We start from the raw sequence: 24,895 nt of genomic DNA, 5'->3' as shown, positions 1-24,895 counted from the left end.
TCAGTCGCGCGCCCGATCGAGTTTCGGCGCCAGCATGGCCTGCAAGCCGCGCGCCGCACCCTTCCACATCCGTACATAACCGTTCACGCCGATGCGCAGCACTTCCTTCAGCCCGCCGAGCGGCGTGTCGGCGCGCGTGCCTTCGTGCCAGTCGAGCCACGCATCCGCGCGGCCGAACGTGCATTGCACGAGCTGGCGCTCCTGTTCGAGCGTCAGTTCCTCGAAGCTCACGCCGACGTGGGTCGGCGTCACGCGGGTCACGCGCACGGGGAACGGGAACGGCCGGTCGCCGCGCGTCACGCACACCGTCAGCATGTCGCCGACGGCGAGCGGCAGCCCCGGCACGGCTTCCAGGCCGAGGCCGCCGGTCGAATAGTCGCTCGTGAAGCATGCGGCGGTCGAGCCGTCGGCGAGCAGCAGCGTGGCCGGCACGCGCATCGCGATCCGGTGCGTGACGCGCACCTGCTTGGTCTCGCGCGCGACGGCCAGCGCCGCGCCGAGCATCGCGAGGTTGTACACGGTCCAGCCGAGTGTGATCAGGATCGTCGACGCCTCGTCGCCCTGGTCGGCCACCAGCCGCCACAGGCCCGCGACGATCGCGAGCACGTTCAGCGCGAACATCACGAGATACGGCTTCGACGTCGACCAGTCGACGTAGCCTTCGTCGATCTTGCCGCCCTTGTCGGTCACGTTGAACTTGCCGTGCTTCGGGCTGAAGAACGCGACGGTGGTCGGCAGTGCGATGTACCACGCGAGCACCGATTCGTAGACCTCGGCCCAGAACGAATGGCGGTAGCGCCCCTGCATCCGCGAGTTCGCGACGTTCGCGAGCACGAGATACGGGATCACGTAGCTCGCGAGCGCGAGCGCCGACGCGTTGATGAAGTACAGGTGGAAGAACAGGTACGCGAGCGGGATCGTCAGGAACACCAGCCGCGGAATCCCGTAGAAGAAGTGCAGCATCGCGTTGCCGTAGCAGATCCGCTGGATGAAGCCGAGCCCGCGCCCGAGGAACGGGTTGTCGATGCGGAAGATCTGCGCCATCCCGCGCGCCCAGCGCGTGCGCTGCTTCACGTGGCCCGCGAGGCTTTCGGTCGCGAGGCCGGCCGCCTGCACGGTCGGCAGGTACGCCGACGTATAGCCGCGCCGGTGCAGCTTGAGCGCCGTGTGCGCATCCTCGGTCACGGTTTCCACCGCGACGCCGCCGACCTCTTCGAGCGCGCTGCGCTTGAGCACCGCGCACGATCCGCAGAAGAACGTCGCGTTCCACAGGTCGTTGCCCGACTGCACGAGGCCGTAGAACAGGTTGCCCTCGTTCGGGATCTCGCGGAACGTGCCGAGGTTGCGCTCGAACGGATCGGGCGAGAAGAAATGGTGCGGCGTCTGCACGAGCGCGCACTTCGGGTCGCGCAGGAACACGCCCATCGTCGTCTGCAGGAACGAGCGCGTCGGCACGTGATCGCAGTCGAAGATCGCGATGTATTCGCCGTGCGTCTTCGGCAGCGCGCGGTTGATGTTGCCGGCCTTCGCGTGGAGGTTGTCGTCGCGCGTCAGGTATTCGATGCCGGCCTCGGCCGCGAACGCCGCGAACTCGGGGCGCCGGCCGTCGTCGAGCAGGTAGACGCGCAGCTTCGCCGTCGGCCAGTCGATGCTCTGCGCGGCGAATACCGTCGGCTTCACGACCGACAGCGGCTCGTTGTAGGTCGGGATGTAGAGGTCGACGGTCGGCCAGGTGTCGGGATCGTCGGGCAGCGGCACGATCGGCCGGTCGAGCGGCCACGCGGTCTGCACGAAACCGAGCAGCAGGATCATCCACGTATAGGCTTCGGCGCCGTACAGCAGATAGCCGGCGATCGCTTCGACCGGGCCGCGGAAGTCGAGTGTCTGCGTCGTGCGCCACCACACGTAGCGCACCGTCGAGAGCAGTGCGAGCGACGCGAGCGCGAGCGTCGGCAGATGGCCCGGCAGGCGGCGCAGCGCGAGCGCCAGCACCGCGACGATCGCGAAGAACGCGAACTGCGCGCCGGGCATCAGCGGCGACATCCCGGCCGCGGCCCACAGCAGCGCGCCGGCCACGAGCAGCAGCGGCGCGAGCCAGCGGCGCCGGCCGACGCCGTTCGCGCGTGCATCGAGCCAGCCGCCCCAGCGCGTCCACGGCAGGCGTTCGAGCAGCGCGTCGATGCGGCGGCCGACGGCCCGCCCGGCCACGTAGACGGGCACGACGAACGTGTCGAACCACGCGAGCGGATCGCGCGCGGGCCGGCCGTCGGCCGCGCGCGGCGCGCGCACGATCGCGCGCCACAGCCATTCGCGCGGGCTCAGCGGCTGCAGCACGCCCCACTCGTGCGCGAGCCGCAGGAACGCGGCGCGCACCCAGCGGCGCACGTGATCGGGCCGGCCGGGCGGCGGCGCATGGAAGAACAGCCGCACGAGCCAGTCGAGCAGCGTGCGCTCCGCCGGCAGCCCGATGCCGCGCGCGAACCAGTCGGCCGCACGGCGGCCGAGTGCGCGCAGCCGCGCCGCGACGGCGGCCTTCATCGCGCCGCTCCGGTGCGACCGGCAGCGGCCGCCGCCAGCCACGCATCGACCCAGTTCGCGACGCCGTTCAGGTCGTGCGACGCCTGCGAATACGGTGCGTCGTCGAAGATCCAGCTGCCGCGCGCGAGCGCTTCGGGCACGGCCGCGTCGACGTGGATCCGCTGCTCGAGCATCGACGCCGGTCCGGCAACCGCGCGCAGCATCGCGATCGCGTCGCGCTGCATGTCGCGTGCCGGATTCAGCCGGTTCACGACGATCTGCAGTTCGCCGCCGCCGGCGCGCAGCGCGCCGAGCCGCGCGGCCACCGTCGCGCAGGCGATCGGTTCGGGCGGCACGACGACGAGCGTCAGGTCCGCGCGGCGAATCGCCTGCTCGGCCTGTGGCGACGGATAACGCGCGGTGTCGACCAGCACGACGCCGTCGGCCGGCAGCGCGATCTCGTCGAGCGCGCGCGACAGCCACGCCGGGTCGGCCGTGAGCCGCGCATCGCACGCGGCCGCGCCGGCCGCGTCGACCTGCCCGTACGGCACGAACAGCACGCCGTCGGCGTTGCGCCACGTATGCGCATGCCACGGCTCGGCGCCGCCGAGCACGCTCTGCGCGAGGCCGTGTTCGGCCAGCGTGTCGAGGCCGAGCGTCGCGCCCATCAGGTTCTGCGCATCGAATTCGACGGCGACGACCGGCCGGCCGCGGCGCGCGAGCAGCACCGCGAGCGCGGCGGCGAGCGTCGTGCGGCCCGCGCCGCCCGTCGTCGACGTGATGGCGATCGTCTTCATCGGGCCGCCTCGTCGCTGCGCTCGGCATCGGGCAGCAAGCGCCCGCGCAGCGCGACCGGCACGAGTTCGCACGGCACCGCGTCGCGCCGGTCGATCCCGCGCGGCGCATGAAAGCCGCGGCCGATGCCGAGATGTTGCGCGACGATCCAGACCGGCACCGCGATCACGATGCCGACGACGAAACCGATGACGAGTTCGGCGATCATGCACCCTCCGTCTTGCGCAGCGGCATCGCGCTGCGGATGGCGCCGCGCTTGCGCTCGGCGGGAATGACGGGTTCCGGCGCCGATGCGTCAGCGGCCGCGGCCGCTGGCGTCGCACCGAGCGCCTCGAGCGCGATGATCGTATCGATTGCATCGACCGCATCGCTCACCTCGCTCGCGTCAGGCAACGCCGCGCCGAAATCGGCGCGCGCAGCCGATGTGCGCTCGGCACCGGCCGGCTGCGTGGCCGCGAACAGGTCGCTGTAGTCGGCGATCGGCGCGCGCCGGTTCTCGGCCTTCAGCGCATCGAGCTCCGTGTCGATGCTGCCGTGCCCGAGACACACGACGCGGTCGGACAGCGTGTCGACCGGCACGTCGAAGATCCGCGCCAGCGCGTCGTCTGCATCGACCGGCTCGCACGCGAACAGGAACACGTACAGGTGCCCGGGGTCGGCCGTCACGACGTCGCCTGCGCGGCGCGGCCGGCAGTGCCGCAGCGCGTCGACGTGCGACACGCCCGGCAGCAGCGTGATCTTCGCGAGCGTGTGCGGCAGCGCGAGCACGGCGCCGCGATCGAGCACCGCCCGAGTCCGCAGGCAGAACGCGCCGACCGGCAGATAGCCGAGCACCGAATCGCCTAGCGCGGCGGCCAGCGCCGCGCGATAGTCGGCCGCGACGGGCCGCGCATAGAGCTGGCCGCGCAGCGCGTGCACGGCGGCCTGCATCCGCGACACCGGCAGGTCGCGCGCGACGACGCGGTTCGCGCCGACGCTCAGCAGGAGCATCTCGAACTGCTGGCGCAGCACCTCGCCGCGCTCGACGATCGCGATCTTCAACGCGCCGCCGCACTGCCGGCGCAGCGCGTGCACGTCCGCGCACAACGCTTCGAGCTGCGCGTGCGAGCGGAACACGAGCACCGCGGTCGCGGCCTGGGCCTGCGCGCAGGCCGCAACGACGGCCGCGTTGTCGTCGACGATTTCCCAGTCGTCCGGCACGCGGTTCGCACCGTCGAGCACCGCGCGGCTGACGACGACGCGATCCTCGTCGGTCGCGAGCTTCATCCGGCGCGCCGGCTCGGTCGCGCCGCCATCGACGCTCGCCGACAGCCGGCCGCCCGGCGCAAAGCGCAGCGGCCGCACCTCGCCGGCCGCGAGCGTATCGCCCGCGCGCCAGAAATCGACGATCCACAACAGTTCGCCGTGCGTGCGCTGCATCTGCGCGACGCCCGAGCACACGCCGTGGAAACCGCTGCGCGGCGTGCGATCGGCATCGCGCACGAGCGGCGGATCGTCGGTGCGCACATCGGTACCCGCACGGGCCGCTTCGGGATCGAGCAGCAGCACGAGTGCGATGCGGCGCGTGCGACACCAGTCGGCAAGTGCGTGCGCTTCTTCCGCGAGCGCGACCGGATCGTCCCAGCTGAACCAGCGCTGCGCGCCTTCGACGAAATACAGCGAACGCGCACGAAAACCGTAGCGCTTCATCGCACGCAAGCCGCCGGTCAACCGCGCGAACGGGCCCGGCGACGCGCTGCGCGGCGCGTCGCCGGTCGCGCCGACGCCGTCGGCCGCCGCCGGCATCGCCAGCACACTCAGGTTGCGCGGCCAGCCGGTCGGCTGCGCGCCGCCCGCGAAGCCGCGCGCCTGCATCTGTTCGGCGATGCGTGCCGCATCGCGTGCGAGCACGACCGTGACGTCGCGCGTACGCGCCTGCCGCGTGCTCTCCCACACGAGCGCGTCGCACGCCGGCGTGCCGCCGGCCGCGTAGATCGCGTACAGGCCGCCCGCTTCCAGTTGCGTCCAGGCGTCGGGCAGGCCGTCGATCGCGAGCCGGCTCAGCGTGCCGATGCGGCCGCCGGCCGGCCCCGCGCGCAACAGCGCACGCAGGCGGCCCAGCAGGCCGGCGGTGCCGAGCGCGGGACGGGTGGCATCGATTTCCGTATTCACGACGTTCCCCTAGTAATCCGAATAAAGCCGCACCGGCGTCGGCGTAACGAGCCAGTTGCGCGGCGCGCGCGCATCGAACGCGTAGCGCAGGTACACGAGTGCCGAACTCGGCGCATAGTCATGCGAACGATCGATATGCAGCTGCGCACCGACGCTCAGGTGCGGGTTCACGCGGTACTCGACGATACCGTTCACGCCATACGAGAACGACACGCCGCGTGTCGAGCTGCCCGCGTACACGAACCCGGCCGCCACCTGCGCGGCCCGCTGATCCGAGAACGTCGGGTAAAACAGCGAATCCTTCTCGTAGCTGTTCGAGATCCCGCCCGTGAAGGTCAGGTCCCACGACAGCGCGTCGTGCCGCCCCGCCCATTCGATCGGCACGCCGAGCGACAGGTAGCGCTGCGGGCTGTAGTAACCGCCCTGTCCGTACGTGTAGTAGCGCAGGTTCTGCGCGTAGTGCCACGCATTGCCGACGAGCCCGGTGCTGACCTTCATCGTCGCGCGCTCGTACACGGGCACCGTGAACCCGGTGCGCAGCGTCACCTCCGCGTTGCGTTCGACGTTGCGGCCGGACAGCACGCCCGCGCCGAGTTCCGCGAACAGGTTCGTGGGGCCGACGTCGACCGACGCGCGCAGGTTCACGCCGTCGCGGCGCACGCCGCCCCAGACCGCGCCCGTCCACGGGTCGCGCATCCCCGCGTACGACAACACGCTGCTCGTTTCCGGCCGCCGCGACGCATTCACGCTGAAGCTCGCCGGGCCCGCGTCGAAGCGGTAGCGCACGCCGCCGACGAGGTAATGCACGGGGAAACCGAGCGGCGACGTGCCGAGATCGAAGCGCCATGCATCCGTGCGATAGCCTGCGCCGAGCGCGACACCTGTCGTCGACTGGTGCAGCGAGCCCGGCGGATTCGCAATCAGCGCGGCGGCCTGCTGATTCGACGGGAACGGGGGCGGCAGCCCGATCTGTGCCCTGAGCGCCGCATAGGTCCCGAACGTCTTCAGCGAGTAGGCGTTCGGGTCGCTCGTATCGAGCGTGCCCGGATCCAGATGCACGGTGTCGATCTGCGCGAACACATGCCCGTCGTAGCGGATCGGCATCTGCATGTAGATCGGCACCTGCTGCGCGCGATACGACGAAACGCCTTCGTCGCCCGACTTGTACGCCGGCGTCCAGCCGGTCTCGATCTCGGGGTTGCGCCGCTGTTCGAGATCCGCGAACGCAACCTGCGCAGGCGTCAGGCCGTCACGGCCCGGGCTCACGCCCGCCGTGCGTTCCTGCGACCGCGACAACCGGTACAACGACGCCGCGTCGTCATAGCGGCCCTGTGCTTCGGCCACGCGCCCGGCCGCGACCGTCACGTCCGCACGCGCCGGATACGCGGCCTGCAGCCGGTCGGTCACCTGCGCGGCTTCGTCCGGGCGGCGCAGCGCGTTCAGGCGACGCACGGCCGACAGTTGCGTGTCGACGTCGTCGTCCGGCGTGCGCGCGAGCACGGCCTGCACGCGCGCGAGCGCGGCCGCGCGGTTGCCGCTGTCCTCGTCGATTCGTGCAAGCGCGAGCTGCGTGTCGGCATCGTCCGGCGTGCGTGCGACGACGGGAGCGAGCGCGTCGCGCGCCGCGTCGTAACGGCCCTGCGCGCGTTCGAGATCGGCCAGTTCGAGCGCATGGCGCTTGTCGGCGCGGCCGGCCGGGCTCGCGCGATCGAGCAGCGTGCGCGCCTGCGCGTAGTCCTGCCGCGCGATCGCATCGTCCGTCTGCCGCAGCACGAGCCGCAGCGACTGGTCCTCGAGCCTCGCCGTCTGCGCGGGCGTCAGCGACGGTTCGCGGCGCAGCGTGTCCAGCCACGCGGCGAGCGCGTCGTCGCGCCCCGCGCGGCCGAGCAGGTCGCCGTAGCGCAGCCGCACGTCCGCATCGGCTTCGCGCGGATGCGCGGCGATCCAGTCGCGCAACGGCGCGAGGCCGCGTTCGGGCTCGTCCGCATCGATCCACTGCGCGCCGATCGCGGCGAGCATGTCGGGATCGTCCGGCGCGCTCGCCTGCGCATGCGCAAGCGATGCGGCGAATGCCGCGCGGTCGCCGCGCCCGAGCGCGCCGCGCGCGTCGGCCAGCGTGCTTTCGGCGTCGAGCTTGCGCGCGAGCGCGCGCATCCCGTCCGAGCGATGCGCGTCGTCGACGGGTGCGAGCGCGGCCTGCGCGCCCGCGATATCGTCGAGCGAATTGCGGTACAGCGCCGTTGCATAGCGCATCTCGGGCGTATCGCTTTGCGCGAGCCCGTCGTCCATCACCGTGCGGCCGAGCTGCGGCAGCCCCATGTCGCGGTACAGGCGCGCGAGCGCGAAGCGCGTCCACGCCGCGTCGGGCGCCGCGCGCACGGCCGCCTCGTAGCGTTGCGCGGCGGGCCCGCGTTCGCCCTTGTCCGCGAGCGCGCGCGCCTGGTTCGCGAGCAGGTCGGCGCGCAGGCCGTCGAGCGCGCGGCGATCGTCGCGGCCCGTCACGCGTCCTTGCAGCGCGTCGAGCAGCGGGCCGATCCGGTCCCCGCGGCCGGTGTTTTCATACAGCATCGCGGTGCCGCGCACGGCCAGCAGGCTCGGCGAACGCGCGGCCAGCAACTCGCGCAGCAACGGCTCCGCACGCGCCCAGTCGCGCTGCGCGAGCAGCGCATCGGCAAGCTGCAGCTTCGCGTCCGGGCTGTTCGGCTGCATCGCGAGCGCCGCACGCGCCGCGCGCTCGGCATCCTGAGGACGCCCCGCGGCGGCGGCCGCGCGGCCTTGCGCGAGCAGCCCCCAGAACTGCGCGGTGCGCGCCAGACCCTGCCATTTGCCGCGCTGGTCGGTCGCGAGCGTCGCGGCCCGCGCGAACAGCGCGCGCGCTTCGTCGTGCCGGCCTTCGCGCAGACGCAACAGACCGAGCCCGCCGACCGCGTCGGCGTCGTCGGCCCGCGCACGCGCGGCGCGCGCGAGCAACGGATCGGCCGCCGCCAGGTCGCCGCGCGCGAGCGCCTGCAGGCCGCGCTGCTGCGCGACGTAGTCGGGATCGCGTTCGAGCCGGCGCTGCGCATCGCGCCGGCTGTCCAGTTCGGCAACGCGGCCGCGGAATTCGGTGTCGTCCGGCACAAGCGCGAGATACGCATGCACCGCATCGAAATAGGCGGGATCGTTGCCGGCCGCCTGCAGCACCCGCCGCCACAGCGACATCGCCTCCGCATGGTCGGCGTCGTCCCGCTTCGCGAGCGACCATGCGATCCGGTTCGCCTCCGCGCGCGTGTCGCCATGCTGGTTCAGCAGCCGCGCCAGCGCCAGCGCCGCGCCGGTGTCCTGCGAATCGGCGGCGATCCTGCGGCGCAGCGCGGCGATTGCCGACGCGCGCCCGCCCGGCGCATTCGCGAGGATCTCGTAATACTCGGCGCCGAGCGCGCCTGACGGCGCACCGTTCGGAAACAGCGCGACGATCCGCCGGGCCGCCTCGTCGGCGCGGCCGCTGCGCGCGAGCAGGCGGATCTGCGCCATCTCGCCGCGCCCGCTCGTCGCGACGCGGTATTCGTCGGCCACCCGCCGTGTGACGGGCGCATTCGGCGACTGCGCCTGCAGGCGCGCGAGCGCGGCCTGCGCGCCTTGCGCGTCGCCGAGCCGCAGCAGCACGCTCACTTGCTCGGCAAGCAGTTCGGGATCGCCCGGCGCGATCAGCAGCCCCTTGCGCAGCGCGTCGCGCGCGAGGTCGTCGCGATGCTTGACGCCCCACATCCGCGCGGTATCGAGCTGACGCTGCGCGTCGGCGGAAGCGGACGCCGCCGGCGCGGCGGTTTTCGGCATCGCCGCGTCGGCTGCGGTGCCGGGCGCCGCCGCACACACCGACGACGCGAGCCACGCGAACCCCGCGACATGCGGCGCGGCGCGCTTCAGCGGGCGGCGCACGAACGGCCTCCCCAGCGGGCGTCGAGCGTGCCGTCCGCGCCGAACCTGTAGCGTCCGTCGCGCCAGCCGAGGCCGAACAGCGTCAGCACGCTCGTGTAATAGCCGGGCGCCGACTGGCGCGCGAGCGTGTCGACGCGGGCCGCCTGCGCATCGGCGAGCGAATGCTGGCCGCGCGCGTCGAGCAATGGCACGGCCGCCGCGGAGAACCCGCCGTTGCCGTCGTTCGGCCCCGCGACGCCCGTCGTCGTATCGACCTTCTCCGGCGGCGCGCCATGCGCGGCGATATGGTCGGCGAACGGCGCGAAACGCGCGAGCAGCGGCGCGGCGAGCGGATCGGCGCGGTCGAGCATGCCGGCCCACAGGTACACGCGGATCGCGTTGTACGCGCTCTCCGCCTGCGTCTGCGGATCGGGCCCGAAGCCCGTGCCGGCGCGATACAGCGCCCAGTCGGGCGAAAAGCCCTTCGGCGCCGTGTCGAGCAGCACGCGCCCGGTGCCGGATGCCAGCGCGGCCCAGCGCCGGTCGTCGGGCAGGCGCGCGCCGAGCGCGCGGATCACCTGCGGCGGCGAATAACTCGGGTTCACGCGCCACTGGCCGTTGGGCAGCTTGAACCCGGTCGGCCCGGGCAGCAGCGTGACGCCGAGGCCCGGCACGGTCGCCGTTTCCTCGTCGAGCACGCGCTTCGCGAGCAGCGCACCGCGCGCGGTGTAGCTGCGCTCGTGCCACAGCCGCCCGGCCTCGACGAGCGCGTACGCGATCCACAGGTCGGCGTCCGACGCCGCGTTCGCGTCGAGCACGCGCCACGCGCCGTCCGGCGCACGGCCCCACAGCCACGCCGGCAGGTGCGCGCTCAGGTCGCCCTGCGCGAGGTTGTTCTCGGTCCATGCGAGGATCGTGTCGAACATGCGCCGGTCGTTCGCGACCAGCGCGAAGAAAAGCCCATACGCCTGCCCCTCCGACACCGTGCGTGAATCGGCCGAGCCCACGTCGATCACGCGGCCGTCGGCCGAGATGAAATCGCGCTTGAACGCGTCCCAGCGCGGCCACGCCGCGCTGCATCCGGCGTCGGCCGCATCGGTCGCGTTGGCGCCCGCGGCCTGCGCGCACCCGGCCATGCCGGTTGCCGCGCACGTCATCGCAACCGCCAGCGCGAGTACCGCGCCGACGCGCCGCGCCGGCCGCGTTGCCCGTCGCTTCGCCATAACCCGCGCCATCCGTTACATCCCCCGTCGACGCGCGGCGATTCTCTGCAGCACGCTGAACACGCCGAGCGCGAGCAGCAGCCCCGCGACGACGCCGACCGCGCCAAGCACGACCGGATGCCGCGCCGCTTGCGTCCAGACGCGCGCATACCACGGCACGAAGCCAACCACGTAAGGCTCGCCGACGCGCAGGCTGTCGACCTGTCCCGGCCGCACCAACGCGAGGTCGCCCTGCAACTGCGACACGAGGCCGGCGTTCTCGAACACGTTCAGCAGATCGCCGAGGCGCGGCTGGTCGGTCGCCGTCAGCGCGATGACGCTGCGGCCGCGGCTGCCCGGCAGTTCGAACCCGGCAAGCGCCGCGAGCGAGCCCGTCTGTTCGATATGCGCGCCGCCGTCGGCCAGGCCGACGCCGTTGCGCCAGCGCTCCTTCACTGTGAACGCGACACGCGTCGCGCCGTCGCCGCCCGCACCGCCCTGCTCGCCGATCGCGAGCGGCAGCGCCGAGCGCCAGCGCGCGAGCAGCGGCGACGCGGGCGAGCCGTCGATCACGAGCAGATCCTTGCTGCCCGACAGCGCGGCGACGTCGCCGGGCCGCGCGACCTGCACGCGCAGTGCCGGGAAGCCCGTCCACTCGCCCATGTGGCCGAGCATCGTCAGGTAGGCCTCGAGCTCCTGCGGCGACGGCCGGTCGGGCATCACGACGGCCGTCTGCGACAGGTCGGCGAAGCGCGTGAACGGAAAGCCGCTGTTCGCGAAGAACGCGAGGTTCGGCAATTGCGCGTAATGGACGAAGTGCGAGAAGTCGATCGTCGAATCGGGATCGATCGCCGCGCGCTGCGGCTCGGCGGCCGCGCTCGAGCACAGGCCCGTCTTCTGCGAGTCGAGCGTGAAGCGGAACTGCAACTGGTTGCCACTGCCGACGCGGAACGCCGGGATGTCGACATCGCTCGTCACGCGCCCTTCCGGCACCGACAGCAGCGGCAACTGCATGCGGCCGCGCGCATCCTCGGCATGGGCCGGCCCGAGCCGGTACGACTTCACGAGCTGGTCGTTGATCTCGACGGCGAGCGTCGAGTTGTCCTGCACGGTCGGCGCCGTATAGCGATAGCGCAGCGTGATCGGCACGCCCGCGCCGTTCCATGAATGGAGATCGGCCGGCACGCGCAGGTTCAGGCGGATCGCGTCGGGCGTCGTGCCGCGCGCTTCCAGTTCGCGCGGATCGGACACGAGTTCGCGAAACGTGATCGGCCGGTTCACCGGCAGCCAGCGCGGCGCGTCGTACGGCTTGCGCGGCGCGCCGAGATCGACGTGCGCGACCGTCGCCGCCGGCCCCGACAGCGCCGCGCGGCCGAGCACGAGGGTCGCGACCGCGTCGTCGACCTCGGCCGCCGTGCGGCCCGTGACGACCAGCAGCTTGCGTCCCGGCGCGGCCGGGTTGTCGGCGACCGCGAGCAGCGGGCCGCTGACCGACGGCAGCGCGAGGCCGGCCGGCAGCGTCGCGGCCGTGCCGACCACCACCGCCTGGTCGTCGGCCGGCAGCGCGGACGACACCGGGAAGCGCGTATGCCGGTAGTCGGCCAGCGCGCCGAACCACGACGCGAGCACGCCCGCGCTGCGCAGCGTCGCCGAATCGGGCGACACCGGCAGCACGAACGGCAGCCGCACGCGGCCGTTGTCGCGCCGGTCGAAGAACGGTGCGGGCAGCAGCGCGAGATCGTTCGGCAGGCGGACCGGCGATTCGTCGAGGATCAGCTCGCTCGTCGGGCTCACATCGGCCCACAGCGCCGAGTTGGCCGGATCCTCGCAATGGTCGAGCGTGTAGTGCGCGATCAGGCGCAGGCCGATCTGGTTGAAGTCCGAGAAGTAGCGCGGATCGATCGGAATGTCCTGCGTGACCGCACGGCCCGCGCGCGCGGCGTCGAACGGGACGGTCGCGATGACCTCGCCGTTCACCGATACCTTCAGGTGCGACAGCGGGAACACGAGCGACGGCGAATACGCGTAGGTCAGGCGCAGCCGCGCGCCCGTGACCACGCGGTCGAGCCGCACGCCCGCGTTGATCGTGCGCGCGTCGTCGGCGCCGCGCAGGCGCAACGGATCGAACGCGCCGAGCGACGCGAACGGCAGGTGCACGGTCGTCGCCGGCAGCCCGGCGGACGGCGCACTGGCCGCCGTCGGCGCAGCGGCGAGCACCGGCGCCGGCGCGTTGCCGGGCGACGCCGCATGACCGACACCGGGCGCCGTAGCGGCTGCAGGCACCGCCGGCATCGGAGCGGCCGACAGCGCGGCCGCGTGGAAAGCGCCGACCATGGCAACCGACAGGACGAACAGCGACGCGGCCGGCTTCATGCGCCGCTCCGTTTCGTCTGAGTCATCCGGCCATCCGTCGCGTCGAAACCGACGCGCGCAAAGCAGCTATGCCCGTGAGTGAACATCCCCACTGCTTCCCCTCATATAGCTAACTGACCTGATTCATTTATCGAAACGAAGCGGCCCATTCTTTAATCGGCTGTCGTCGTGCGTGTTCGCGCACCTGGCACCGGCGCACGTCCATTCGTCACACTATCTCAAAAATAGAACAAAACTTACCGCGATTCGCGACGATGAAGCGAAAAAAACCTCAATCCGGTCGGAAATGCTGCGCGAGAGGCATGAATGGTAAGAATTGCGCCGTTGTCGCCGGACGGGCCGAACGGCATACTGCCGGCGCGGTGCGGGGCTGGCCGGCGGCGGTCCGTTGCAGACCACCCGGAACGCACTGCCGCGGGGCGGCGCGTATGCTACCGCAATCCCGCGACGCCGAACGTGGTTTCTTTCGTGGAAAACTGACTTGTATCAAATCGCCGACACTGCCACTCCGTCCCCCGATACGCTGCTGCGCATCATCGCGGCGCAAACCGAGATCGCGAAACTCGGACTCGACCTCGGCAGCGTGATGGCCTATGTGACCGAGCAGGTGCCGCTGCTCACCGGCGCGAGCGCCGCGGCGGTCGAGTTCGCCGAAGGCGACGACATGGTGTACCGCGCGGCGTCGGGCACGGCCGCCGGGATGCTCGGCCTGCGGCTGCGGCGCTCGGGCAGCCTGTCGGGCCTGTGCGTGCAGCGCGGCGAGTTGCTGCACTGCACCGATTCGGAAACCGATCCGCGCGTCGATCGCGACGCATGCCGCCGGGTCGGCCTGCGCTCGATGCTCGTGATGCCGCTCACGCATGCCGACACGACGGTCGGCGTGCTGAAGGTGATGTCGCCGGACGTCGACGGCTTCTCGCAGGCCGACGCCGGCACGCTGCGGCTGACGGCCGGCATGATCGCCGCCGCGATGTTCCACGCGGCGCGCAACGAGGCGAACGAGTTGTACCTGCGCGCGACGCACGACGCGCTGACGGGCCTGCCGAACCGCGCGCTGTTCTACGACCGGCTGCGGCAATCGATGCATACGGCGCTGCGCGCGAACGGCCGGCTCGGCATCCTCAACATCGACATGGACGGGTTGAAGCCGATCAACGACGGTTTCGGCCATCGTGCGGGAGATGCCGCGCTGCGCGAGATCGCCACGCGGATGCAGGGTGCGGTGCGGCGCTCGGATACGGTCGCGCGCGTCGGCGGCGACGAATTCGCGGTGATCCTGCCGAACCTCGGCAACCGCGACGACGCGCACGCGCAAAGCACGCGGCTCGCGCGGCAGGTCGGCGAACCGTTCGAATTCGAGGGACACGCGCTGCGGCTCGGCGTCAGCGTCGGGATTGCGATGTTGCCCGAAGACGGCACCGATATGAACGCACTGATCGAGCATGCGGATCAGGCGATGTACGAAGTCAAGCGGACGCGATCGCGGCGTGCGGTGCACGCGTAGCGCGCGCCCGAAGGAAGTTCTGTCGGGGAGCGGGCGCAAAGGCCCGCCCGCGACTGGCGTGAACAGGCGTTAGCCGATCTGCGGAATCGCAATCGCGAACCCGACCACGAGCCACTGCACGACCGCGACGAGCACGCCCGCGCGGCACAGCCCGACCGCGCCGCGCACGCGCGCGTCGAGCGTGCGCCCGGCCTTCGCCGCGTCGGTCCAGCCGAGATCGGCAAGCGCACGGTCGAGCGCCGCGAGCCCGTCGTCGACCGGCGCATCGCCCGCGGCCGCCCGCGCCAGCGCGGCGAACAGCCGGCGGTCGATCTCGATGCGCACCGCGTACCACAGCGCCGCGATCCCCGCCCCCGTGCTGACGACCGCCAGCAGTACGCGCCCGATCGTCGCCGGCGCCCAGCCCGACGCAATCCACCAGCCCGCGCCGGCCGCGGCCAGCGCGGCCGCGATCGCCCACGCGCCCGCATCGAGCGCGCCGCGCGCGGCGGCAATCCGGAACGGCGCAGACGAATCGTGCATCACGCGCCTCCCGCACCGCGGCGACGATCGATCCAGTGCTGCAGTACGGCCACGCCATCGTCCGACCACACCGCGTGCGGCCGCACCGCGCGCACCGCGGCAAGCGCGTCGCGCGCATCGCCGAGCCCGCGCCGCGCGGCGAGCCACGCAGCCGCGCACAGCACGCTGCGCCCATAACCGAGCGCGCAGCAGACCAGCACGTCGCGCCCCTCGCCGTGCAGGCGTTCGAGCGCCGCGACAGCCTGCGCGAGCTGCGTGGCCGTCGGCGCGACGAGGTCGAGCTGCGGCACGGCCGCATACGCGAGCGACGCATCGGCCGCTGCCCAGCGCGGCATCTCGGCGGTCAGGTCGACCAGCGCCGTGAAGCCGTGGCGCCGCACGTCGCGCGTCGTCGGCGTACGGCCGATCGACACGCGCTCGTCGATCCGCACCGGCGCCGGCTGCCGGAACGTCCACAGCCGCGAATTGACGAATGCGCCGGCGATCGTCGGCGCGAGCAGCCAGCGGATGACTACCGGGAAACGCCCGTGCGCATCCTTCTGGAAGGCACCGGGTGCGCCGCGCCGGTAGGCCCACGCGACGCACGCGAGCGCCAGCGCGACCCACCCCGCTGCCAGCGCCCAGCCCGGCGCACGCGGCACGCACCACAGCGCCGCGAGCGCGACCAGCGCCGCACCGAACGCATAACGGCGCGCGAGCGCGCGACCGGCCGCGCCCGGCGCCGCATCGGCGCCCGGCAGCCGGCCCGCGGCATCGCGCAACGGAAACAGGAACAGCGCGAGACAGCCGACGGCCGCGCCGGTCGGCACGTCGATCGCGTGATGCTGGTAGGTCGTCAGCACCGACACGCCGATCGCCGCGAACCACAGATGCAGCACGACGCGCGCGACCGTGCCGCGCAGGTGCTTCGCATAGACGGCCCACAGCACGACGAGCAACCCGATGTGCAGCGACGGCGCCTGGTTGAACGGCTTGTCGAAACCCATCAGCAGCGTGAACAGCGCGCCGGCCACGCCGCCCGCGTCGGGCCGCTCGAACCCGAAGCGCAGCGGCCATGCGATGAAGCACGCGACCGACACCAGTTGCACGGTGAGCAGGCGCTTCACGTGATCGAGCAGATCGGCACGACGCGTCCAGAAGAAGAACGACAGCGCATACAGAAGATCGATCGACCAGTACGGCACGATCGTCCACGGCACGAACGGGATCGCGTGCTCCCAGCCGAACGCGAACGTCGGCACCGCCGCGCGGCGCGCGGCGAGCCAGTTCGCGAAGCCGTACGTCGAGAAGAACACGGCGCCCATCGCCGCGAGCCAGCCGAAGCGCAGCGCGAACGACGCGTCGCGCGCGCCGGCCGCCGACGCCTGCGCCGCAAGGCCGCGCGCGTCGCCGCCGAATTCGCTCATGACGCGTCGACCCGCTGCGCGAGGCTCACCGTGAAAATGCCCATCTCGTCGATCCGCTGGTCGAGCTTGCGGAAGCCCGCGCGCGCGACGAGTTCGTCCATCTCGGCCTGCGAGCGGCGGCGCATCACCCAGGTCGCCTCGCCGCGGTGATTGTTCAGCGCGCGCGCGATGAATTCGAGCTGCGGATGCCACGGCTGCCCCGTATAGACGAGATAGCCGCCGGGCGGCACGGCCTGCGCGAGCCCGCGCAGCGAACGTTCGATCAGCGCGTTCTCGCCGAACAGTTCATAGAGACCCGACACGATCGCGAGCGTCGGACGCGGCTCGAGTGTCGCGAGCGACGTCTCGTCGAACGCGTCGCCGCGCTCGAAGCGCGCGATCGGCTCGAGCCCGCGCTGTGCGATCAGCACGCGCCCGGCCTCGACGTTCGGCGGGCTGTAGTCGCGCAGCGTGATGTCGTCGGGCGCCGCGCCGTCGCGCTCGGCGGCCGTCGCGATCGCGTCGAGCACATAGCGCCCGTGGCCGGCCGCGATGTCGACGATCCGCACCGGCGTGCCACGGCCGCGCAGGCGGCCGATCGCCGTGCCGATCAGTTCCTGCAGATGCACCTTGCGCTGGCGGATGCCGACCCAGCCTGGCGAATCGAGATACGTGCGGTCGATCAGCGCGCCGACGCCGAGCCGCCCTTGCGCGCGGTTGCGGTACACGTAATCGAGCGTCGAGCCCGAATCGAAGCCGAGCCGCAGCCCGAGCGCGATGCCGTCCGACAGCGCGCCGCCCGCTTTCAGGCCGGCGCGCGTGAGCGCCCAGTACGCCCGCGCGAACACGTTCGCGGGCGGGCGGCCGAGCGCCGCGTATTCGTCGTGGAACGCACCGCGCCGGTCGGCATCGGCGAGCGACACGCGCGGGCTCGGCGCATCGAACTCGCGCAGCACGAACGCGCGCAGCGGCGCGAGCGCCTGCGCACGGTCGCGCTCGCCGAGCGTGTCGTGATAGAAGCCCGGCAGCACGATGCGCTCCTTGCGCGCGGAGCCGAGCCGTTCGAAGAAGCGGTCCTGCGGGCCGCGATGCACGACCCAGTCGGCGCCCGAGATCAGCAGCTGCGTCGGCACGGTGATCGCGGCCGCATCGGCGACGATCCGCTGCGCGGTGTCGTGCAGGTCGAGCAGCATGTTGACCGCGATCGGCCGCGTGATCAGCGGATCGGACGCGTAGCTCGCGATCCGCTCCGGATCGCGCGTGAGGAATTTCGGCTTCACGTAGCTGTTCACGTAGAACAGCCCGCGCAGCTTGTGCATCAGCCGCAGCCCCGGCCGCGCGAACGGTACGTAGAGCTTGATATGGAACGCCGGCGACGCGACGACGAGGCAGCGGATCGGCGGCGCGTAATCGTGCGCCCAGGTCGCCGCGAGCACGGCGCCGACGCTCTGGCCGACCACGGCCATGTCCTCGATCGCGATGCCGTGCGTGTCGCGGATATGCTCGACGAAGGTCTGCAGGTCGCGCACCGACGCGGCCGCGCTCGGGCTGTAGCCGCGCGCGCCGGGCGAACGGCCGTGGCCGCGCGCATCCCATGCGAAAAATGCGAAATCCGGCAGGTCGAGCTCGTCGACGAGGTGCGCGACGCGCGCCGAATGCTCGTGGCCGCGATGCAGCAGCACGATGGCGCCGCGGCAGCGCGGGCCCGTCGCGGGCCAGTGACGATAGAACAGCGTTTCGCCGTCGTGCGTGATGAAGTCGGCCTCACGGGCCATGCGTGCGCTCATGCGATCTCTCTCGTTTCGTTATTCGAATCATGTGGCGCCGCCCTCCGGCGCCTCGTCGGTCAACCGCCCTTTTCGGCGATGCCGGCCCGCACGCGCCGCACCACCGTCACGATCGACAGCACGATCAGCAGGCGCCACAGCCATGCGGCGATACTGCCGACCGGCAGGCCGAAGCCGATCCACAGCGCGAATGCGCCGAGGGCCAGCGCGCGGTCGCTCTTGCCGAACGGGCCGTCGTAGCGGCGCGTTGCGCCGACGAGCGGCCCGATCAGCCCCGCGCATTCGACGATCACCGCCGTCAGCGCGAACAGCCAGACGTCCGCCGGAGCGAACGCCGAAATGGCGAGGAACGGCAGCACGAGCGCGACATCGGACACGATGTCGCCCAGCTCGTTCAGGTACGCACCGAGCGTGCTCTTCTGCCCGTGTTCGCGTGCGAGCATGCCGTCGATCGCGTTGAGCGCCATCCGCGCGAACAGCCACAGCGGAATCAGCAGGAACAGCACGCGGGCGAATACGCCGAGCCCGGCGAGCGCGCCGACGACGATCGAGCCGCCGGCCGCGAACAGCGTGACCTGGTTGGCAGTGACGCCGCGTTCGGCGAGCGAATTCGCGAACGGGCGCAGACGGTCCTGGAATTTGGGTTTGAGTGCGTAGAGGCTCATCGTTTCGTATTCGTATTGTTCGCGCGGCACAGTCGGACACGTTTCCCGCCGCGATGCCCCGGGCGGCGAAACGGCCTTCGTCGGCCTTCAATGGACGGCCCCCATCGTCGCCGAGCGGCCTCGATGCGTCAAGCGTGCGCCCGGCCCGCCCGCACGGCGCCAATCTGGCGTTTTTGACGGAAACTCGCGATAATCCGCTGGCCCGATCGCAGCGAAGATCCATTCGAACTGCAAACGGGCGCTCGTGCAACAGCCGATCATCACGCCGCCGACCGGCGCTTCGCCGCTATGCAACGTGGTGTGACGGCGAACCGTCCGATTATCACGGACCTGCGACAGGCAGCCACGAACTTGAAAAAATTTAAACAAGGGCCGTCCGGCGCGCATCCTGCCGCGCCGGCATTCCGGGATCCCGTCCGCCGCACCCGCGGCCGGGCATGCAGGCAGGAGGCACCGCGCCGATGAACATCGTCAACGTCTGGCAGCGCGACTTCCTGCTGTCCATCGTGCGGCTCGTCGCCGGCGCGTATCCGGTCTGGCATCAGGCGCCACCGTCCCCGACGCAGAAAATCTATTTCTCGAACCATACGAGCCACATCGACACGCTCGCGATCCTCGCCGCGCTGCCGCGCAACGTGCGCGCGGTTGTACGGCCGGTCGCCGCGCGCGACTACTGGGACAGCAGCGACACGAAGCGCCACATCGCGCAGAATCTGCTGAACGTCGTGCTGATCGACCGTCACCGCGAATCCGGCGGCGACCCGCTCGAACCCGTGCGCGACGCATTGCGGCAAGGCCACTCGATCATCATCTTCCCGGAAGGCACGCGCGGCGCCGACGTGCTGCCGCAGCCGTTCAAGAGCGGGCTGTTCCATCTCGCGACCGAGTTCCCGAACGTCGCGCTCGCGCCCGTCTACCTCGAGAACCTGCAGCGCATCATGCCGAAGGGCGCGATCTGGCCCGTGCCGCTGATCTGCAAGGTGCACTTCGGCGCGAACGAAGCGCTCGGCGACCAGGAAGAAAAACCGACGTTCCTCGCCCGCATGCACGACGCGGTCGTCGCGCTCGCGCCGCCGCAGCGGCCGGCCGGCTGAACGCGGCGCTCTCCTTTCCTTTTCCGGATATCTCCATGCGAACTCTCTTCTGGGAACTGGTCGCGGGCGTCACGGGCGTGCTCGTCGTCGCCACCGTGATCGGCGCGATCCTCGGCGCGCGCAGCGGCGGCACGAGCTCGACCATCGTCAACCTGAACCAGCGCATCCGCGCGTGGTGGGCGATGATCGCGATCATGGCCATCGCGATCGGCCTCGGCAACAATGTCACGTATCTCGTGTTCGCGCTGCTGTCGTACCTGACGCTGCGCGAATTCATTACGCTCACGCCGACCACCGCGAGCGACCACACGACGCTGTTCATCGCGTTCTTCGTCGCGATTCCCGTGCAGTACCTGCTGCTCGGGATCAACTGGTACGGGATGTATTCGATCTTCGTGCCCGTGCACCTGTTCTTCGCGATGTCGCTCGTGTCCGCGCTCACGCAGGACACGCGCGAATTCCTGAGCCGCAACGCGAAAATCAACTGGGCGCTGATGGTGTGCGTGTACGGGTTGAGCCACGCGCCGGCCGTGCTGATTCTCGACATTCCCCACTACGCGGGGCAGAACGCGCTGCTGCTGTTCTTCTTCCTGGTCGTCGTGCAGATCAGCGACGTGCTGCAGTACGTCGTCGGCAAGCTGTTCGGGCGCCGCAAGATCGCACCGCAGCTGTCACCGTCGAAGACGATCGAAGGCTTCGTCGGCGGCGGCCTGCTCGCGACGCTGTGCGGCGCGTCGCTGTATCGCGTGACGCCGTTCAGCTTCGGCGCGGCGTTCGGGATCTCGCTCGCGATCGTGATCGCGGGCTTCGTCGGCGGGCTCGTGCTGTCGGCCGTCAAGCGCTCGCTCGGCACGAAGGACTGGGGCTCGATGATCGCGGGCCACGGCGGGATGCTCGATCGCGTCGACTCGATCTGCTTCGCCGCGCCGGTATTCTTCCACCTCGTGCGCTACCTGTACGTGTGATGCGCGGGTGGCGCAACGCCGCCCGTTCCGGCGCGCGGACGCTCAATACCCTTCGCGCAGCGCCTTCGGCACGATGTAGCGGCCGCGCTCAGCGTCGAACTTCACCGTGTAGCGCGCCCGGACCGCGCGGTCGCCGCGCGTGCCGGTTTCGGTCACGATGAGCGGGTAGACGTCGCCGGTGCCGGCCATGTCCGGCGCGATCTCGAAGCGGCGCTCCTCGCAGCGCGCCCGGGCGTTCGCGCATTCGGTCGACTCCGCATTGTCGAGTGCCTCGTTGATGCGCGCCGCCGCCAGCACCAGCGCATCGCCGTGCGGCAGCCAGATCGAGCGGAGGCGTTGCGTATAGCCTTGCCGCGTATCGTCGTCGCCGATGACGAAACCGAACCGGTGCGGCCCGAGCCGCTGGATGCTCACCGTACCCGGTTCGCCGCGCTTGCCCGACGCGATGCCCGTCTTCTTCAGCACCGGTTCGAGCGTCTTGCCGTCCGGCGAAGGCTGCAGCACGTACAGATCGACCGTGCCCGGCGTGGCGTCAGCATCCATGCCCGGCATCCCGTTCTGCACGGCCTCTTCAGTCTCGCCGCACATCGCGAGCAGATACCGCGGGCCGTCGGCGGTCGCGACGCGCAGCGAGCCGCACGGCGAATAGACGAAGTCGCCTGCGTCCGACTGCCAGCCATTGCGGTCCGCGCGCCACTTGCCGTAGCTGTCGTGGATGAACGTCTGCAACTGACGGTCGGGATGGATCGGAACGGCCGCGTAGACAGGCGACAACGCGGAGAGCGCGGTGAGCGCGGTGAGCATCGTGAGTGCGGCAAGCGACGCTGTGAACGGCTTGCGGCGTTTATTCCGGTGCAGGTCAGTCATGACGGGCGTTCGGTCGGTTCGAATTGGAAAGACGTTCAGCGGAGGGTTGCAGGTGCGCACGATCAGTTGCGTCAACCGGTCGTTGCACGACGCCGGCGGCGCGGCCACGGCCGCCTGTGCGGCCAGCGCACCCACGCACGGCAACGGCCGCGAACCGGCAGCACCGCCCGGCCTCGCCATTCGTGCCGGCCGGCGTTACGATCTCGTTCTTCATTGCAGGATCCGGTCGAAACGCGCGGCCCGTGCCGCGCGCGCGGGCATGCACCCGCGAGCCCGTAGCGTACACGCACGGCGCGGCATCGCAAGCGCGCATCGACCGGCCCCATACAGGACTGACGGGACCGACGCATGAACCTGACCTTGCAGGACGTCGCATGGCACCGGTCGGTCGGACGGCTCATCGAGTCGCTCGACCAGCCGGGCTTCTGGCTGTCGCTGATCCGGCTGATCGACGAATACGTCGCGGTCGACAGCTGGGTCGCGCTGATGTTCGACGACGGCCGCCCGCAGGTCTTCGCCGAATGCCCGTACGAAGGCGATGGCCCCGACCCGCTGTTCCGCGACTATGTGCAGGGCCTGTACCTGCTGGACCCGTTCTACATCGCGAACCGCGATGCGCCGAAGAGCGGCCTGTTCCGGTTGTCCGACGTCGCGCCCGAGTGCTTTCGCGACACCGAGTACTACACGCTCTATTTCACGCACAACGTCGTCGAGGACGAGGTGCAGTTCAACGTCGTGCTCGACGACACGCGCACGCTGTGCCTGTCGCTCGGCAGCAAGCAGCGCTTCAGCCCCGAACAGGTTGCGCTGCTCGACCTGGTCCGGCCGTGGGTGGCCGGGCTGATGCGCCAGCGCCTCGCGTTCGAGCAGAAGCCCGCCGACGCCGAACCCGCGCCGCCGCGCCGGGCCGGACCCGATGGGCGGAACGGCTTCGAGCATGCGATGGCGCGGCTCGGTACGCCACTCACCGCGCGCGAACTCGACGTGATCCGGCTGATCCTGAGCGGCCGCTCGAACAAGGAAGTCGCGAACAAGCTGTCGATTTCCGCGGAAACGGTCAAGGTGCACCGGCGCAATATCTACGCGAAGCTCGCGATCAATTCGCAGTCGGAGCTGTTTTCGCTGTTCCTGAAGGCGCAGACGGACGGATAGCGCGCGGCGCCCGTTCCGCCGGCCCGTTCTCGCCGCCTTCGAGCAACCTTCCTGCAACCTTCGGCGGCCGCGGCCGGATCAAACCGATACCGTCTCGGCCCGATGCGAACTCGCGAGCTTGAATTCGCCGACCGTCTGCGCGAGCTGCGCCGCCTGCTCGCGCAACAGCGCCGCGGCGGCAGCCGACTCCTCGACGAGCGCCGCGTTCTGCTGCGTCGAGTGATCGAGCTGCGACACGGCCTGGTTCACCTGCGTGAGCCCGGTGCTCTGCTCGTTCGCCGCGACGGTCATTTCCGCGATCACGCTCGTGATGCCGCGCACGCCCTCGACGATCTCGTCCATCGTCGCACCGGCCGTCTTCACGAGCCCCGAACCGCCCTCGATCTTCTCGACGGACGACTGGATCAACTGCTTGATTTCCCTGGCCGCCACCGCGCTGCGTTGCGCGAGCGTGCGCACCTCGCCCGCGACGACCGCGAAGCCCCGCCCGTGCTCGTGCGCGCGCGCCGCCTCGACGGCCGCATTCAGCGCGAGGATGTTGGTCTGGAACGCGATGCCGTCGATCACGCCGATGATGTTCGAGATCTCGGCCGACGCCTTCGTGATCTCGCCCATCGTCGCGACCACCTCGCTCACCACCTCGCCGCCGCGCACGGCGACGCCCGACGCCGATTCCGCCAGCTGGCTCACCTGCATGGCCGCATCGGCCGAGTTGCGCGCCGTGCCGGCGATCTCCTCGAGCGCCGCCGCCGTTTCCTGCAGGCTCGATGCCGCATGTTCGGTGCGGCTCGACAGATCCTGGTTGCCCTGCGCGATCTCCGCGCTCGCCACGCTCACGGATTCGCTGAAGCCGCGAATCTGCAGCAGGATCGCACTGATCTTTTCGGCGAACAGGTTGAAGGCGCGCGCGATCTGCGCGGCTTCATCGCTGCCGTCGGCCGGCAGCCGTTTCGTCAGGTCCCCGCTCCCGCTCGCGACGTCGGTCAGTGCGTCGCGCACCAGCAGCACGCGCTTGAACGCAGCATTCGTCAGCGCGCCGACGAGCGCTGCCGCGACGCAGGCGACGACGAGGATCGCAATGAGCGTCGTCGTCGCAACGGCCCGCATGCCGGCCGTCACGTCCGACCGGTCGAGCGCCATGACGAGCGACCAGTCCGTCCCGGCGATCGGGCGCGCGCGCAGCAGCTTGGTGACACCGTCCACGTCGATCGCCACCGGTTCGGTCGCCGCCTGCAGGCCGGCGAGGCGCTCCGGCGTCAGTTCGGGCGACAGTTCGACGGCCGGCTTCATGATCAGATCGGTCTTCGCGCCCGCGATCAGGCGCCCGCTCTTGTCGACCAGGAATGCGAAGCTCGACGGCGTCGGGTGCATCGATGCCACGATCGCGCTCGCGCGCTCCATGTAGAGGCTCGCCGCGAGCACGCCCTTCAGCGTGCCGCCGCGAACGATCGGCGCGGCGAACGCAAAGGCGGGCTTGCCGGTCGATGCGTCGCGGTACAACGCCGTGACGACGAGCCGGCCGGCCTCGACCGCCTGCTTGAACCACGGGCGCGCGGTCGGATCGTAGCCGGCCGCGAGCGGGACGTTCGAGAACGCCGTGCGGTCCGGCAGGCCGAGCGTGAGCACCTGGAAGCCGCCCGATTTGCCGAGCAGCGTCAGCGCCGGCAGCGGGTCGCCTTCGCCCGGCGCCAGCGTGTCCGCGAGCGCCTGGGTCTGCTGCGCGCGGCTCGCGACCCACTCGTCGAGCGCGAGCGCGTGGCCCGTCAGGACGGACTGCAGGTTCTGATCGATGGTTGCGTCGTTGTGTTGCTTGACGACGTAGTACACAAGGCCGCCTGTCACGGCCAGGGCCGTGACCACAATGGCGACGCAGGTCGCCAGAATCCGGGCGCGAATCAATGACAGCATGATGACAGTGATCTCCGGTTGCCGCGTTGTTGTCGATGGGTCAAATGGGCACTCAATCGTCCTTATCGACCGCGCGAGACGCAACTTGAGGTTCGACTGGTCAGACCGGTG

General features: G+C 70.9%; 17 protein-coding genes. 4 read left to right on the top strand and 13 right to left on the bottom strand.

Going from position 1 to position 24,895, the window contains the following annotated elements; all coding sequences use genetic code 11:
* Genes bcsA through bcsB form a run of 7 tightly spaced genes read right to left on the bottom strand, consistent with a single transcriptional unit; the run spans nt 1 to nt 12,935 of the window.
* Nucleotides 1-2,538: a UDP-forming cellulose synthase catalytic subunit gene (gene bcsA / locus R9B84_RS07050; protein ID WP_423759740.1), complete on the bottom strand. Its 2,538-nt coding sequence runs from the start codon at nt 2,536-2,538 to the stop codon at nt 1-3.
* Nucleotides 2,535-3,314, bottom strand: coding sequence for a cellulose biosynthesis protein BcsQ (gene bcsQ / locus R9B84_RS07045; RefSeq protein WP_423759739.1), 780 nt, complete (start codon nt 3,312-3,314; stop codon nt 2,535-2,537). The genes bcsA and bcsQ overlap by 4 nt, the downstream gene beginning before the upstream one ends.
* Nucleotides 3,311-3,520, bottom strand: a complete 210-nt coding sequence (locus R9B84_RS07040; protein ID WP_096470659.1) for a hypothetical protein — start codon at nt 3,518-3,520, stop codon at nt 3,311-3,313. The genes bcsQ and R9B84_RS07040 overlap by 4 nt, the downstream gene beginning before the upstream one ends.
* Entirely contained in the window at nt 3,517-5,463 is a 1,947-nt protein-coding gene (gene bcsE / locus R9B84_RS07035; RefSeq protein WP_423759738.1) for a cellulose biosynthesis protein BcsE, read from the bottom strand. Before bcsE ends, R9B84_RS07040 begins: the two co-directional genes overlap by 4 nt.
* Nucleotides 5,464-5,472: 9 nt before the next feature.
* Nucleotides 5,473-9,381 (bottom strand): cellulose synthase subunit BcsC-related outer membrane protein, encoded by a 3,909-nt coding sequence (locus tag R9B84_RS07030; RefSeq protein WP_423759737.1) that lies wholly within the window; start codon nt 9,379-9,381, stop codon nt 5,473-5,475.
* Nucleotides 9,366-10,595 carry a cellulose synthase complex periplasmic endoglucanase BcsZ gene (gene bcsZ / locus R9B84_RS07025; RefSeq protein WP_423759736.1) on the bottom strand — a complete coding sequence of 410 codons (1,230 nt, stop codon included), beginning with the start codon at nt 10,593-10,595 and terminating at the stop codon, nt 9,366-9,368. The genes R9B84_RS07030 and bcsZ overlap by 16 nt, the downstream gene beginning before the upstream one ends.
* 3 nt (nt 10,596-10,598) lie before the next feature.
* Entirely contained in the window at nt 10,599-12,935 is a 2,337-nt protein-coding gene (gene bcsB / locus R9B84_RS07020) for a cellulose biosynthesis cyclic di-GMP-binding regulatory protein BcsB (RefSeq protein ID WP_423759735.1), read from the bottom strand.
* A gap of 481 nt (nt 12,936-13,416) precedes the next feature.
* Here bcsB and R9B84_RS07015 point away from each other — a divergent pair, with 481 nt between their 5' ends.
* Nucleotides 13,417-14,439 (top strand): diguanylate cyclase domain-containing protein, encoded by a 1,023-nt coding sequence (locus tag R9B84_RS07015; protein ID WP_423759734.1) that lies wholly within the window; start codon nt 13,417-13,419, stop codon nt 14,437-14,439.
* Nucleotides 14,440-14,508: 69 nt separating this feature from the next.
* On the opposite strand, the gene R9B84_RS07010 is transcribed toward R9B84_RS07015, so the two are convergent.
* From R9B84_RS07010 to R9B84_RS06995, 4 genes are read right to left on the bottom strand one after another with little or no spacing between them, the layout of a single operon-like run.
* The gene (locus R9B84_RS07010; protein WP_423759733.1) at nt 14,509-14,961 is read right to left on the bottom strand and encodes a hypothetical protein; all 453 of its coding nucleotides are present in this window, start codon (nt 14,959-14,961) and stop codon (nt 14,509-14,511) included.
* Nucleotides 14,961-16,367 (bottom strand): phosphatase PAP2/dual specificity phosphatase family protein, encoded by a 1,407-nt coding sequence (locus R9B84_RS07005; protein ID WP_423759732.1) that lies wholly within the window; start codon nt 16,365-16,367, stop codon nt 14,961-14,963. The genes R9B84_RS07010 and R9B84_RS07005 overlap by 1 nt, the downstream gene beginning before the upstream one ends.
* Nucleotides 16,364-18,133 (bottom strand): bifunctional alpha/beta hydrolase/class I SAM-dependent methyltransferase, encoded by a 1,770-nt coding sequence (locus R9B84_RS07000; RefSeq protein ID WP_423759731.1) that lies wholly within the window; start codon nt 18,131-18,133, stop codon nt 16,364-16,366. The genes R9B84_RS07005 and R9B84_RS07000 overlap by 4 nt, the downstream gene beginning before the upstream one ends.
* A gap of 59 nt (nt 18,134-18,192) precedes the next feature.
* Nucleotides 18,193-18,798, bottom strand: coding sequence for a CDP-alcohol phosphatidyltransferase family protein (locus R9B84_RS06995; RefSeq protein ID WP_423759730.1), 606 nt, complete (start codon nt 18,796-18,798; stop codon nt 18,193-18,195).
* A 461-nt stretch (nt 18,799-19,259) separates the two neighbouring features.
* Here R9B84_RS06995 and R9B84_RS06990 point away from each other — a divergent pair, with 461 nt between their 5' ends.
* Nucleotides 19,260-19,892 (top strand): lysophospholipid acyltransferase family protein, encoded by a 633-nt coding sequence (locus R9B84_RS06990; RefSeq protein ID WP_423759729.1) that lies wholly within the window; start codon nt 19,260-19,262, stop codon nt 19,890-19,892.
* A gap of 35 nt (nt 19,893-19,927) precedes the next feature.
* A complete protein-coding gene (locus tag R9B84_RS06985) occupies nt 19,928-20,857 on the top strand; it encodes a phosphatidate cytidylyltransferase (RefSeq protein WP_174383443.1) in 930 nt (309 codons plus the stop codon).
* Nucleotides 20,858-20,899: 42 nt separating this feature from the next.
* Here the strand turns inward: R9B84_RS06985 and R9B84_RS06980 are convergent, their stop codons facing one another.
* Entirely contained in the window at nt 20,900-21,724 is an 825-nt protein-coding gene (locus R9B84_RS06980; RefSeq protein WP_423759728.1) for a topoisomerase IV, read from the bottom strand.
* A gap of 348 nt (nt 21,725-22,072) precedes the next feature.
* Here R9B84_RS06980 and R9B84_RS06975 point away from each other — a divergent pair, with 348 nt between their 5' ends.
* Nucleotides 22,073-22,876, top strand: coding sequence for a response regulator transcription factor (locus R9B84_RS06975; protein ID WP_423759727.1), 804 nt, complete (start codon nt 22,073-22,075; stop codon nt 22,874-22,876).
* Nucleotides 22,877-22,954: 78 nt separating this feature from the next.
* On the opposite strand, the gene R9B84_RS06970 is transcribed toward R9B84_RS06975, so the two are convergent.
* Complete coding sequence (locus R9B84_RS06970; protein ID WP_423759726.1) at nt 22,955-24,784, bottom strand: methyl-accepting chemotaxis protein; 1,830 nt, start codon at nt 24,782-24,784, stop codon at nt 22,955-22,957.
* Nucleotides 24,785-24,895 lie beyond the last annotated feature (111 nt).

The sequence above is a fragment of the Burkholderia sp. NLJ2 genome, from assembly GCF_049487195.1.
Taxonomy (GTDB): Bacteria; Pseudomonadota; Gammaproteobacteria; order Burkholderiales; family Burkholderiaceae; genus Burkholderia; species Burkholderia pyrrocinia.
This window is presented reverse-complemented; position numbering and strand designations above follow the sequence as displayed.